Origin of the sequence: Gilvibacter sp., from assembly GCF_013214815.1 — a bacterium.
Classification (GTDB): Bacteria; Bacteroidota; Bacteroidia; order Flavobacteriales; family Flavobacteriaceae; genus Gilvibacter.
In genome coordinates this window covers 1-12614 of the sequence record NZ_JABSPU010000033.1, presented here as the reverse complement: position 1 = coordinate 12614, position 12614 = coordinate 1, and the positions used below count along the sequence as shown (strand labels likewise).

Annotated in this window: 20 protein-coding genes; all 20 read right to left on the bottom strand. The window is 43.1% G+C overall.

Going from position 1 to position 12614, the window contains the following annotated elements; translation table 11 throughout:
• Nucleotides 1–17: 17 nt before the first annotated feature.
• Nucleotides 18–1304, bottom strand: a complete 1287-nt coding sequence (gene eno / locus HRT75_RS08385; RefSeq protein ID WP_291185094.1) for a phosphopyruvate hydratase — start codon at nucleotides 1302–1304, stop codon at nucleotides 18–20.
• Between the two features lie 135 nt (nucleotides 1305–1439).
• Entirely contained in the window at nucleotides 1440–2540 is a 1101-nt protein-coding gene (gene carA, locus HRT75_RS08380; protein ID WP_291185091.1) for a glutamine-hydrolyzing carbamoyl-phosphate synthase small subunit, read from the bottom strand.
• Nucleotides 2541–2686: 146 nt separating this feature from the next.
• On the bottom strand, nucleotides 2687–3394 hold the full coding sequence (locus HRT75_RS08375) for a hypothetical protein (protein ID WP_291185088.1): 708 nt from the start codon (nucleotides 3392–3394) through the stop codon (nucleotides 2687–2689).
• Between the two features lie 24 nt (nucleotides 3395–3418).
• Complete coding sequence (locus HRT75_RS08370; protein ID WP_291185085.1) at nucleotides 3419–4186, bottom strand: hypothetical protein; 768 nt, start codon at nucleotides 4184–4186, stop codon at nucleotides 3419–3421.
• Between the two features lie 42 nt (nucleotides 4187–4228).
• Nucleotides 4229–4948, bottom strand: a complete 720-nt coding sequence (locus tag HRT75_RS08365) for a hypothetical protein (RefSeq protein ID WP_291185082.1) — start codon at nucleotides 4946–4948, stop codon at nucleotides 4229–4231.
• A gap of 179 nt (nucleotides 4949–5127) precedes the next feature.
• The gene (gene rplQ / locus HRT75_RS08360) at nucleotides 5128–5601 is read right to left on the bottom strand and encodes a 50S ribosomal protein L17 (protein ID WP_291185079.1); all 474 of its coding nucleotides are present in this window, start codon (nucleotides 5599–5601) and stop codon (nucleotides 5128–5130) included.
• Between the two features lie 85 nt (nucleotides 5602–5686).
• Nucleotides 5687–6679 (bottom strand): DNA-directed RNA polymerase subunit alpha, encoded by a 993-nt coding sequence (locus tag HRT75_RS08355; RefSeq protein WP_272831791.1) that lies wholly within the window; start codon nucleotides 6677–6679, stop codon nucleotides 5687–5689.
• 25 nt (nucleotides 6680–6704) lie between these two features.
• Nucleotides 6705–7310 carry a 30S ribosomal protein S4 gene (rpsD, locus tag HRT75_RS08350; RefSeq protein ID WP_291185075.1) on the bottom strand — a complete coding sequence of 202 codons (606 nt, stop codon included), beginning with the start codon at nucleotides 7308–7310 and terminating at the stop codon, nucleotides 6705–6707.
• A gap of 79 nt (nucleotides 7311–7389) precedes the next feature.
• Complete coding sequence (rpsK, locus tag HRT75_RS08345) at nucleotides 7390–7779, bottom strand: 30S ribosomal protein S11 (protein ID WP_087524627.1); 390 nt, start codon at nucleotides 7777–7779, stop codon at nucleotides 7390–7392.
• An 11-nt stretch (nucleotides 7780–7790) separates the two neighbouring features.
• Entirely contained in the window at nucleotides 7791–8165 is a 375-nt protein-coding gene (rpsM, locus tag HRT75_RS08340) for a 30S ribosomal protein S13 (RefSeq protein ID WP_272831789.1), read from the bottom strand.
• A 2-nt stretch (nucleotides 8166–8167) separates the two neighbouring features.
• The gene (gene ykgO / locus HRT75_RS08335; protein WP_010519235.1) at nucleotides 8168–8284 is read right to left on the bottom strand and encodes a type B 50S ribosomal protein L36; all 117 of its coding nucleotides are present in this window, start codon (nucleotides 8282–8284) and stop codon (nucleotides 8168–8170) included.
• 22 nt (nucleotides 8285–8306) lie between these two features.
• A complete protein-coding gene (infA, locus tag HRT75_RS08330; RefSeq protein ID WP_014031991.1) occupies nucleotides 8307–8522 on the bottom strand; it encodes a translation initiation factor IF-1 in 216 nt (71 codons plus the stop codon).
• A gap of 1 nt (nucleotide 8523) precedes the next feature.
• The gene (gene secY / locus HRT75_RS08325; protein ID WP_291185034.1) at nucleotides 8524–9867 is read right to left on the bottom strand and encodes a preprotein translocase subunit SecY; all 1344 of its coding nucleotides are present in this window, start codon (nucleotides 9865–9867) and stop codon (nucleotides 8524–8526) included.
• A 13-nt stretch (nucleotides 9868–9880) separates the two neighbouring features.
• Nucleotides 9881–10333, bottom strand: coding sequence for a 50S ribosomal protein L15 (gene rplO / locus HRT75_RS08320; protein WP_272831787.1), 453 nt, complete (start codon nucleotides 10331–10333; stop codon nucleotides 9881–9883).
• Nucleotides 10334–10343: 10 nt separating this feature from the next.
• Nucleotides 10344–10523 (bottom strand): 50S ribosomal protein L30, encoded by a 180-nt coding sequence (gene rpmD, locus HRT75_RS08315; protein WP_272831786.1) that lies wholly within the window; start codon nucleotides 10521–10523, stop codon nucleotides 10344–10346.
• 11 nt (nucleotides 10524–10534) lie between these two features.
• Nucleotides 10535–11059, bottom strand: coding sequence for a 30S ribosomal protein S5 (gene rpsE, locus HRT75_RS08310; RefSeq protein WP_272831785.1), 525 nt, complete (start codon nucleotides 11057–11059; stop codon nucleotides 10535–10537).
• 3 nt (nucleotides 11060–11062) lie between these two features.
• The gene (rplR, locus tag HRT75_RS08305; protein WP_272831784.1) at nucleotides 11063–11413 is read right to left on the bottom strand and encodes a 50S ribosomal protein L18; all 351 of its coding nucleotides are present in this window, start codon (nucleotides 11411–11413) and stop codon (nucleotides 11063–11065) included.
• Nucleotides 11414–11424: 11 nt separating this feature from the next.
• Nucleotides 11425–11967, bottom strand: coding sequence for a 50S ribosomal protein L6 (gene rplF / locus HRT75_RS08300; protein ID WP_291185028.1), 543 nt, complete (start codon nucleotides 11965–11967; stop codon nucleotides 11425–11427).
• Between the two features lie 15 nt (nucleotides 11968–11982).
• The gene (gene rpsH / locus HRT75_RS08295; protein ID WP_291185025.1) at nucleotides 11983–12384 is read right to left on the bottom strand and encodes a 30S ribosomal protein S8; all 402 of its coding nucleotides are present in this window, start codon (nucleotides 12382–12384) and stop codon (nucleotides 11983–11985) included.
• 61 nt (nucleotides 12385–12445) lie between these two features.
• Nucleotides 12446–12614 (bottom strand): 30S ribosomal protein S14 (gene rpsN / locus HRT75_RS08290; RefSeq protein WP_291185135.1); only part of this gene is annotated, 169 nt, incomplete at its 5' end.

Below are 12614 nucleotides of genomic sequence, written 5' to 3'. Positions count from 1 at the left end.
TTTTATCCGATTGATCTTTAGATCTTAAAGGCTTTTCTACCAGGATAATAAGCCGTTTCGGCCAGCTGTTCTTCTATGCGCAACAACTGATTATACTTGGCCATACGATCACTTCTAGAAGCTGATCCGGTTTTGATCTGTCCTGTATTAAGCGCCACAGCAAGATCTGCAATGGTGTTGTCCTCAGTTTCTCCACTTCGGTGAGACATCACGGAGGTATATCCAGCGTTCTTGGCCATGTTTACGGCGGCAATAGTTTCTGTCAAGGTTCCAATCTGATTTACTTTAATCAAGATAGAATTTGCGATTCCGTTCTCAATACCCCGTGACAAACGTGTCACATTGGTCACAAACAGGTCATCACCTACCAATTGCACATTTTCTCCAACCAATTCGGTCAAATATTTCCAACCGTCCCAGTCGTTCTCATCCATACCATCTTCAATAGAGATGATCGGATACTTTTCGCAAAGTGAAGCTAAATACTCCGCTTGTTCCTTAGAGGTTCTCACCTTTCCAGAATCACCCTCAAACTTAGAATAGTCATAAGCGCCATCTACAAAGAATTCAGCAGCTGCACAATCTAAAGCTACCATGATCTGATCTCCGAAGGAATAACCAGCATTCTTAACCGCTAAAGCAATGGTATCTAGTGCATCTTCTGTTCCGTCCAATTCTGGAGCAAATCCACCTTCATCACCCACAGCAGTGCTCAAACCGCGATCGTGTAATACTTTTTTCAAATGGTGGAAGATCTCCGTTCCCATTTTTAACGCCTCAGTAAAGCTAGTCGCCTCCACGGGCATTACCATAAATTCTTGGAAAGCAATCGGCGCGTCAGAGTGCGAACCTCCGTTAATGATATTCATCATCGGAACCGGAAGTGTATTGGCACTCACGCCTCCAACATAACGATATAACGGCATTCCCAATTCGCCTGCAGCAGCTTGAGCCGCAGCAAGAGAAACACCGAGAATAGCATTCGCTCCAAGTTTGGATTTGTTCTCAGTACCGTCTAGCTCTATCATGATCTGGTCGATAAGGTTCTGTTCAAAAACAGAAACACCCAATAGGGTTCCAGCGATCTTACCGTTTACGTTCTCAACAGCTTTAGTTACGCCTTTACCCATATAATCTGAACCGCCATCGCGAAGCTCTACAGCTTCATGCTCTCCAGTGGAAGCTCCAGAAGGTACTGCAGCGCGTCCCACTACTCCATTCTCAGTAATTACATCTACCTCTACGGTTGGATTCCCACGGGAATCAAAGATCTGTCTTGCGTGAATATCGACAATTATACTCATTTAATTAGGGTTTAGTTTGGAGCGTGAATATACAAAAGTCCTTGCATTTTCACTTTAATTTAAAATGAAGAAAGCCCTTGAAACAAGGGCTTTTCTACGAAAACGTTTGCGGACTTTACAGCCCTATTAAAGGCTTTATGCCATGCTCGCCACGAACTCATCAAACAAATAAGAGGCATCATGCGGCCCTGGACTTGCTTCTGGGTGGTACTGCACTGAAAAGCACTTTTTACCTTTAACGCGGATCCCGGCTACCGTGTGATCATTTAGGTGTACGTGGGTAATCTCTACATTTGGATTCGTCTCAGTTTCTTCTCTGTTGATCGCAAAACCGTGGTTTTGAGAAGTGATCTCTCCTTTACCCGTCAAAAGATTTTTGATCGGGTGGTTGATTCCGCGGTGCCCGTGGTGCATCTTATAGGTAGAAATACCATTAGCCAAGGCAATGACTTGATGCCCGAGACAGATTCCGAAGAGCGGAAGATCCTTGTCTAAAATTTCTTTTGCCGTATTGATGGCGTCTTTAAGCGGTTCCGGATCTCCAGGACCGTTTGAGAAAAAGTAGCCGTGCGGCTCAAATTCTGCTAAGGTCTCAAAAGAAGTATTGTAAGGGAACACCTTTACATAACAGTCTCTCTCAATCATGTTTCTCAAGATGTTCTTTTTGATTCCGATGTCTACTGCAGCAACGCGGTATTTGGCTTCTGGATTCCCCACGGTATAAGGCTCTTTGGTAGATACTTTTGAAGCCAACTCCAATCCATCCATATTTGGAACGGAAGCCAACTCCTTGCGCAGTTCATCCAAACGATCCACCTCTGTGGTGATCACCGCATTCTGTGCTCCGTTATCGCGAATGTGACTTACCAAAGCACGGGTGTCTACGTCTGAGATTGCGATCAAATTGTTCTTGGCTAAAAAGTTCTCTAAGGAATCATCCGCCAAAGGACGTGAATAATTGTAGCTGAAATTGCGACAGATCAAACCAGCGATCTTAATACCCTCTGATTCCACCTCATCACTGTGGGTACCGTAATTCCCAATGTGAGCATTGGTGGTAACCATCAATTGTCCGTAATAAGAAGGGTCGGTAAAGATCTCTTGATAACCGGTCATTCCGGTGTTGAAACAAACTTCTCCAAATGCGCTCCCGGTCACTTCGCCGACAGCTTTTCCTTGAAAAACAGTACCGTCTGCGAGGAGAACGACGGCCGGTTTTCTTAACTGATACTTCATGCAGAAAAAGATTTGTCAAAAATACGCAGAATGCAGATTGCTTTAAAATGTTTTGTTCTAAAAGTTTTAAACAAATTGTGGACTTTATCAGCAGTCCAAAAAAAAGAGCGCTCCAGGCGCTCTTTAATTTATAGTTTGTAAAACCACTACTTCAATAGAAATGAGAACATACGGCTCACATCTATTTCCTTTTTGAAGGAGAGGTTGTATTTTTTTGCGTAAGCTTCAACTTCATCAGCTTGATTCCCGGCGAGCTTCAACAAGTTCTTTTTCTTGAACTTGAACAGCTCTACGTTGCCGTCACGCTCCAAGTAGTAATTACTACGATGCACATAACGACTCTTGCGGTTGACCATTGGGTTATCTGAACCTTCTTTGATATCGATGAACCACTTTTTCAAGATGGCAAATTCATCGTTCTCAAAGATCACTTCATAAACATCGTACAATCCTTTAGAAGGAATGAAACGCGCTTTGAATTCTCTGGAGTTTACAAAAACACGATCTACATTCTCAAATCCGAAGGTAAATACAGTGTCCTTGCTGATCTCAGATTCAAAAACACCACGATCAATATTGAAGTTGATGTTTCTGATCAAAAGCTTTCGCTCCTCAGAAGTAATGAATACACCCTTGTTATTCCACTGCTCAAAGAGATAAAGCGAACCTTCAATATTCTTAGGCGGATTGATCACTACAGAGGTGTTACCGATATTGGCACCATCTGGTCCGTAGGTAGCCAATGCTCCTAAATTATTGTTGTTTGCGTTAACCGTAGTTTGCAATTGTGCAAACCCGGTGCTCACTGCCAGTAAAAGCAGGACGAGCGTGGTATAGGGACGTATCTTCTTCATATAATCAATCTTCCTTTAAGGATTCTACTGCTGATGTTGCATTTTGTACAACTGGATCAAGATCTGAGCGACATCGTTGTCATCTTTGTAGGACAGACGATTTCCCTTGGCATAGGCTTCGAGTTGATCAGCTTGAACCCCGGCCATAGCCAAAATGGTCTTCTTCTTCAATTTGAAACGCGTCAAACGCTGACCTTCCAGTTTGTAGTAGTACTCCTTTTGAATGATCTTACGCTTGTTGCGATTGATCATTGGGTTCGGGTTGGCCTCTCTGATCTCAATAGCAAATTCCTTTACGATGGAATAATCAGGACACTCAAAAACTACTTGGTACATGGCGTTTCCACCACGACTCGGTGTAAAGATGCTTTTAAATACCGTATTGTTGAATACGATCTTATCGTAGCCAGTAACACCGAGGTTAAAGATGGAATCTTGCTTGAACTTTGAAACCACGGCTCCTTCCAAAATGTCATAGTTCATTTTTGGGAAGACGTATTTCTTGTCTCCAGCATAAACATATCCTTTGGCTGCCCAATCATCAAAAAGCATTACAGATCCCTCTGTATTGGGTTGACTCTGCCAATTATCAAAATCGCGAATACTGGCAACACCTTCGATCTTTTGAATATCGTCTACATTGATCAGTAGCGTATTCTCGTCGTTTTGAAACAAACCGACCGAATTTGATGAGCTACCAAAAACGGCGCTCGTAGTTACCTGTTGTTCTCCTTGTTGGGCAAAAGCCATACCAGCTATGCCGCACAGCATAATAAGCAATGATTTTTTCATAGTAATAATCAAGTTTAGTTAGTATTGCGCAGCAGCCAGCCTTTACTTACGAGAAGCGTAGTTCAGAATAAGCTTTAAATCTTCTTCATTACTGAACGACTTGCCGTATTGGCGAGCGTAGTCCTTGGCACGTTCAACCATTTCTTGGTCGTCTAGTGCTTCTAGAATTGCACGCTTACGCAATTTAAATTCTTCTAATTTTGTCTCTGTTTCCAAATAGTAAGTCGCACGCTGAATGTACTTATCTCTAGGACGTGCGATCATTGGATTCGGAGATGCTTCTAAAATATCTACTGTATATCCTTTAAGGATGGTGAAATCATCACCGCGGTAAATAACTTCAAAAGCTTTGTTTCTTTTGATCTCATCCAGGTAGAAACTTTTAAACTCGCGTCCACCTACGATGATCTTCTCAATACTTGTAAAGTTGTAAGCTACTATGGAGTCTCCTGCTACTTTACGCTCAAACATACTGCGTTGTATGTTGAAATTGATGTTGCTCTCTCTAAAAGAACCACCGGTTCCTTTAGCTACGATGGTGGCTGATTGATCCCATCCATCAAAAAGATATATTGAACCTTCACGGTCGAACTTCGGGTTGTAGAAGGTAGCCGCTCCAGTAAATTGATTTCCTTGATTCGGGTTGTTAGCGATATTGCTAACTGCACCTTGGTTTGCTGCCTGATTGGCATCCACGTTTGCATTTTGTGCAAAGCCTACTGTTGCGCACAACAGCGCTAGACACAAAGAGGTAATTTTCATGTTGCTAAATTTTATAGTGTTCAAAACAATTTTCTTTTCGTCAAAACAAAACCCATTTTCACAGTTCAGGTCACGGTAGCCCGGTTTTGACTTCTCTTCAAAAATATCAAATATAAAGCCAAAAAAGGGTAAGCTTTTGTAAAACCTTACCCTTTCCTATCTGTTAAATATTTGCTAATCTATTCTTCCTCCTTAGAAGCAGCGGCAGGAGCAGCGGCAGCAGGTGCAGCTTTCTTACCAGAACGTCCACGTCTTGTAGACTTCTTCTTAGCAGGTTTACCAGCGTTATACAGTTCGTTGTAGTCAACCAATTCGATCATCGCCATATCAGCGTTATCTCCTAATCGGTTCCCCAACTTAATGATACGAGTGTAACCACCTGGACGATCTCCAACTTTTACAGCTACGTCTCTGAACAATTCAGAAACTGCATCTTTTTGACGCAAACGACTAAATACGATACGACGGTTGTGCGTAGTATCTTCTTTACTCTTGGTGATCAATGGCTCCACAAACTTCTTTAAAGCTTTCGCTTTTGCAGTTGTGGTGTTGATGCGCTTGTGCTCGATAAGTGAGCAAGCCATATTGGCCAACATCGCTTTGCGATGCGCAGTCTTTCTACCTAAGTGGTTTGTTTTTTTCCCGTGTCTCATGACTTTTTAGTTTTCCAGTGTCTTGCATCGACCCATTCTGGGGAGCAAAATACCCTGGGGGTTTATAAATTGCTAATCGGTATGATTAGTCTCTATCTAGTTTGTACTTGGACAAATCCATTCCGAAGCTAAGGCCTTTAACGCTTACTAGCTCTTCTAGCTCAGTAAGTGATTTTTTACCAAAGTTTCTGAACTTCATCAAATCGTTCTTGTTGTAAGAAACCAAATCTCCTAAAGTATCTACCTCTGCAGCCTTCAAACAATTCAAAGCACGAACAGAAAGATCCATATCGATCAATTTGGTCTTCAACAATTGACGCATGTGCAAGGACTCCTCATCGTAAGTTTCAGTTTGTGCGATCTCATCAGCCTCAAGGGTGATACGCTCATCACTAAACAACATGAAGTGGTGTATAAGGGTCTTAGCAGCTTCTGTCAAAGCATCTTTAGGATGGATAGAACCGTCAGAGTTAATCTCGAATACCAACTTTTCATAGTCAGTCTTCTGCTCTACACGATAGTTCTCAATGCTATACTTTACGTTTTTGATCGGTGTAAAGATCGAATCAGTAAAGATAGTTCCTAAAGGCGCATTGGCTTTCTTGTTCTCTTCTGCTGGAACATACCCACGTCCTTTTTCAATGGTGATCTCAAGGTTCAAGTTAACCTTAGGATCCATATTGCAAATAACCAAGTCAGGGTTTAACACCTGGAATCCAGAGATAAATTTCTGGAAGTCACCGGCGGTTAGCTGCTCGTTTCCAGAAACGGAAACGGTTACGGTCTCGTTGTCGATCTCGTCGATTTGACGCTTAAAGCGGATCTGCTTTAGGTTGAGAATGATCTCAGTTACGTCTTCAACAACACCGGCAATGGTCGAAAATTCATGATCGACCCCTTCGATACGAACCGAAGTGATTGCAAACCCTTCCAAAGAAGAAAGCAACACACGTCTAAGTGCGTTACCAATGGTCAATCCGTAGCCAGGCTCCAAGGGACGGAATTCAAACTTCCCTTCGAACTCGGTAGAGTTGATCATTATTACTTTGTCGGGTTTCTGAAAATTAAATACTGCCATAGTTTTAAAACTCCTGTATGGGTTATTATTTAGAATACAATTCTACGATGAACTGCTCGTTGATGTTCTCTGGAATCTGGATTCTCTGAGGAACAGCTACGAAAGTTCCTTCTTTGGTCTCGTTGTTGAATGTGATCCATTCGAACACATTGCTAGAGGCACTCAAAGAACGCTCGATAGTCTCAAGCGATTTAGATTTTTCACGTACAGCAACAACATCTCCAGGCTTCAACTGGTAAGATGGGATAGTTACTTTACCACCGTTAACAGTGATGTGTGCGTGAGAAACCAACTGACGGGCACCGCTACGTGTTGGAGCGATTCCCATACGGAATACTACGTTGTCTAAACGAGACTCACATAGTTGCAACAATACCTCACCGGTAATTCCAGGAGCTGCAGTTGCTTTTTTGAAAAGGTTACGGAACTGACGCTCCAAGATTCCGTAGGTGTACTTTGCTTTTTGCTTTTCAGCTAACTGAATAGCGTACTCACTTTTCTTCCCACGACGACGGTTGTTACCGTGTTGCCCTGGAGGGTAATTACGTTTTTCGAACGACTTGTCGTCGCCAAAGATTGCTTCGCCGAATTTACGAGCGATCTTAGATTTTGGACCAGTATATCTTGCCATTTTAAAATTTGTTTGAAAGGAGCACTAAATTAAGGTCGTCCTCTAGTGCTAATGATCCTTTCGGTTTATACTTAATTAATTATACTCTTCTTCTTTTAGGAGGGCGACATCCGTTGTGTGGCATTGGAGTCACGTCGATGATCTCAGTGATTTCAATTCCAGAGTTGTGGATAGTACGCATGGCAGATTCTCTACCATTTCCTGGGCCTTTTACATAGGCCTTTACTTTACGAAGACCAGCTTCATGAGCTACACCACATGCATCTTCTGCTGCCAATTGAGCAGCGTAAGGGGTGTTCTTCTTAGAGCCTCTAAAGCCCATTTTCCCAGCTGAAGACCAGGAAATAACGTCTCCGTTCTTATTTGTCAAGGATATGATGATGTTATTGAATGAAGCAGTAATGTGGGCTTCCCCAACAGCTTCAACAACCACCTTTCTCTTCTTAGTACTTTTACCAGACTTTGCCATTGCTTCAGTGATTATTTAGTAGCCTTCTTCTTGTTGGCAACTGTTTTACGTTTTCCTTTACGGGTTCTTGAGTTGTTCTTAGTGCGTTGGCCACGAAGCGGTAAACCAGCTCTGTGACGAATTCCGCGGTAACAACCGATATCCATCAAACGCTTGATAGAAAGTTGTACCTCTGAACGTAACTCCCCTTCGATTTTGTAATACCCTACGGCATCACGAATTTTCCCGATCTCATCATCGGTCCACTCGGATACTTTAGTGTCTTCACTAACTCCAGCTTTGTCCAAAATATCTTTGGCTCGGCTTCTTCCGATTCCATAGATATAGGTTAACGCGATTACACCCCTTTTTTGCTTCGGGATATCTACACCTGCGATTCTTGCCATAATTATCCTTGTCTTTGTTTGAACCTAGGGTTCTTTTTGTTGATTACATATAAGCGACCTTTTCTGCGAACGATCTTGCAGTCTGCGCTTCTTTTTTTAATAGATGCTCTTACTTTCATCTTTTCTAATTTTTATCAGATATTAGTATCTGTAGGTGATCCGAGCCTTAGTCAAATCGTAAGGACTCATCTCTAATTTTACTTTATCTCCTGGTAATAACTTGATGTAGTGCATACGCATCTTTCCGGAAATATGAGCTGTCACCACGTGACCATTCTCTAATTCTACACGGAACATCGCATTAGATAATGCTTCAATGATGGTTCCGTCTTGTTCGATTGCCGGTTGTTTTGCCATATTATGCTACTGCTTTTCTGTTTTTACCTGACTTCATCAATCCATCGTAGTGACGGTTGAGTAAGTACGAATTAATTTGTTGCATGGTATCGATAGCCACCCCAACCATAATCAGCAGGGAAGTACCACCGAAGAACAATGCCCAACCTTGTTGGATCCCCATGATGTTCTGAACGATTGCAGGGAATACTGCAATGGCAGCCAAGAACAAAGAACCCGGGAAGGTAATCTGTGACATTACTCGGTCTAAGAATTCAGCAGTATCCGTTCCTGGTTTGATCCCTGGAATGAATCCACCGCTTCTTTTAAGATCGTCAGCCATTTTGTTGGTTGGTACAGTGATCGCCGTATAGAAATACGTAAAGATGATAATCAATATTGCGAACACTACGTTGTACCAAAGTCCAAATGGATTGTTGAATTCTGCTTGTACGCTTTCTGCCCACGTACTCTCAGACAAACTGGCTAAAGCAGCTGGCACGAACATGATCGCCTGAGCGAAGATGATCGGCATTACTCCAGAAGCGTTCAATTTCAATGGAATGAACTGACGCGCTCCGAAGATGTTCTTCTCGTATCCACCGCTTGCGGTTCTACGGGCGTATTGCACCGGTATCTTCCGCACGGCCATCACCAGCATCACCGATGCTAGGATGATCAGGAACCAGATCACCAATTCTAAAAGAATCATGATAGCTCCACCACCACCAGCTTGCAAACGCGAGTTGATCTCTTGTGCAAACGATTGTGGAAGCGTAGCGATGATACCTACCATAATCAAAAGGGAGATACCGTTTCCAATTCCTTTGTCTGTGATCTTCTCACCCAACCACATGGCAAACACACATCCAGTAGTTAAGATGATCACAGAAGTGAAATAGAACATAAATCCTCTTGGAAGGATATAGGCCTCTGGTGGTACACCTAAGGCGTCAAGACCAATAAGGTAACTCGGCGCTTGTACCAAACAGATCGCGATGGTCAACCAACGGGTGATCTGGGTGATCTTCTTACGACCACTCTCTCCTTCTTTCTGTAATTTCTGCAAATAGGGAACTGCGATCTGCATCAGCTGTACCACAATCGAAGCCGAGATATACGGCATGATCCCCAAGGCAAAAACCGAAGCGTTGGCAAAAGCCCCTCCGGTAAATGCGTTTAGAATCGCTCCGATTCCTCCGCCTTCAAACTTTCCAGAAAACTCGGCCAATTGTGCCGCATCGATGTTAGGAAGTACTACTTGAGCACCGAATCGATACACCAACAAAAGACTCAACGTTACCAGAATGCGGTTGCGCAGTTCTTCTATTTTCCAAACATTCTTTAAGGTTTCAATAAACTTCATCCTTAGTAATGTATTACAGCGTTATGGCTTCTCCACCAGCAGCTTCGATAGCTTGCTTAGCAGTAGCCGTAAATTTATGAGCAGTTACGGTCAATTTGGCTTTAAGTTCTCCTCTTCCTAAAATCTTCACTAAATCATTCTTATGAGCCAATCGCAACGCTACCAATTCTTCAATTGAAACGCTGTCTTTGATCTTCTTGTCGTCAACCATTTTCTGTAGGGTATCCAAGTTGATTCCTTGGTACTCTTTGCGGTTGATATTTTTGAAACCAAACTTAGGTACACGACGTTGTAGTGGCATTTGTCCACCTTCAAATCCTAATTTCTTAGAATATCCTGAACGTGACTTGGCCCCTTTGTGACCACGGGTAGCAGTTCCTCCTTTACCGGAACCTTGCCCGCGACCTACGCGCTTGCCTTTGCCATGTACTGAACCTTCGGCTGGTTTTAAGTTGCTTAAATCCATGAGTAATATCTTAGTTGGCTTCTACAGAAACCAGGTGTTGTACTTTGTTTATCATGCCAAGAATATTTGGCGTGTTCTCGTGCTCAACGGTTTGCCCAATCTTGTGCAAGCCTAAGGCCTCCAACGTTCTCTTTTGATTCTGAGTACGGTTGATTGCAGAGCGAACTTTGGTTACTTTAATCTTTGCCATTCTTGTGCGATTTATCCTTTAAACAATTTTTCCAATGAAATACCGCGCTGCTTGGCTACAGTCTGCGCACTGCGCATTTGCAACAAAGCATCAAAGGTAGCCTTTACCACATTGTGTGGGTTAGACGAACCTTGCGACTTAGAAAGTACATCGTGTACTCCTACGGCTTCCAATACTGCACGTACAGCACCACCGGCGATTACCCCGGTACCGGGAGCAGCTGGCATGAGGTTTACACGAGCTCCGCCGTATTTACCTTTTTGTTCGTGAGGTAGTGTAGCCTTGTTCAATGGGATACGTACCAAGTTTTTCTTAGCGTCTTCAACAGCCTTAGCGATAGCGCTAGCCACATCCTTAGATTTTCCAAGTCCGTGTCCAACAACACCATTCTCGTCTCCTACTACTACGATAGCAGAAAATCCGAAAGCTCTACCCCCTTTGGTTACTTTAGTTACCCGTTGTACGCCTACCAAACGATCTTTAAGCTCAAGACCTCCTGGTTTTACTAATTCTACGTTTTTATAATCTTTGTACATATCTTAGAATTTTAAGCCGCCTTCACGGGCTCCTTCGGCTAATGATTTTACTCTTCCGTGGTATAGATATCCACCGCGATCGAATGATACTGATTCAAGACCAGCCTTCACTGCTTTCTCTGCGATAGCTACACCCACTGCCTTAGCAGTTTCTGATTTGTTTGCTCCACTGATTCCTTTGTCACGAGATGAAGCTGCAGTGATAGTCACTCCGTTCACGTCGTCGATCAATTGAGCATAGATCTCTTTATTACTTCTGAACACAGCAAGTCTAGGACGCTGTGCGGTACCTGCAACAGTTTTGCGAATACGGTTGCGGATTCTCTCTCTTCTGTCTGATTTTGATAATGCCATAACCTAACTGTTTATGCAGATTTACCTGCTTTTCTTCTAATTTGTTCACCGACAAACTTGATCCCTTTTCCTTTGTAAGGCTCTGGCTTGCGGTAGCTGCGGATCTTAGCCGCTACTTGACCTACAAGTTGCTTGTCGTGAGATGTTAATTTGATGATCGGATTCTTTCCTTTTTCAGAAATAGTCTCCACTTTCACCTCAGGAGCAATGTCCATAACGATGTTGTGTGAAAATCCGATGGCTATGTCTAGTTTCTGACCCTGGTTGCTTGCGCGGTATCCTACCCCTACAAGTTCCAACTCTTTGGTCCAACCTTCTGAAACACCAACTACCATATTCGCGATAAGTGCGCGGTACAATCCGTGCTTAGCGCGGTGGTCTTTATGATCTGAAGGACGCTCCACAGTTACCTGACCGTCTTCTACCTTTACGGTGATATCGCTCAGATCCTGTGTTAACTCGCCTAACTTCCCTTTTACTGTAACAGCGGTCCCGTTTACTTCTACGGTTACACCGTCAGGGATTGCTACTGGGCTTTTTCCTATTCTTGACATGGTTTTAGTCTCTTTTTAATATACGTAACAAAGTACCTCTCCACCTACATTCTGGCCAGTAGCTTGCTTACCGGTCATTACTCCCGCAGAAGTAGACACGATTGCAATTCCTAAACCATTCAATACTCGAGGCATCTCGTTGGCACCGGCATACTTACGTAGACCTGGTTTACTAATTCTTTGAATCTTCTTGATCACTGGATCTTTGGTAAGCTTGTCATATTTCAAAGCGATCTTGATAGTTCCCTGAGGACCTTGCTCGTCTTCGAATTTGTAGCTTAAAATGAATCCCTGATCGAAAAGGATCTTAGTGATCTCTTTTTTCAAGTTAGAAGCAGGTACTTCTACCACACGGTGGCCAGCAGCTGCTGCATTTCTAACACGAGTCAGATAATCTGCGATTGGATCTGTTGTCATTTATAATTAATTGCGGTGAGGGTTTCCTTTCTTGTTTTAGGACCTTCCACCAGTTAAACGTTTACCAGCTTGCTTTACGAACTCCTGGAATCAAACCTTTGTTGGCCATCTCTCTAAACATTACACGAGAAATTCCGAATTGTCTCATGTAACCCTTAGGACGTCCTGTAAGCTTGCAACGGTTGTGCATGCGTACTGGAGAAGCGTTCTTAGGAAGCTTTTGCAATGCT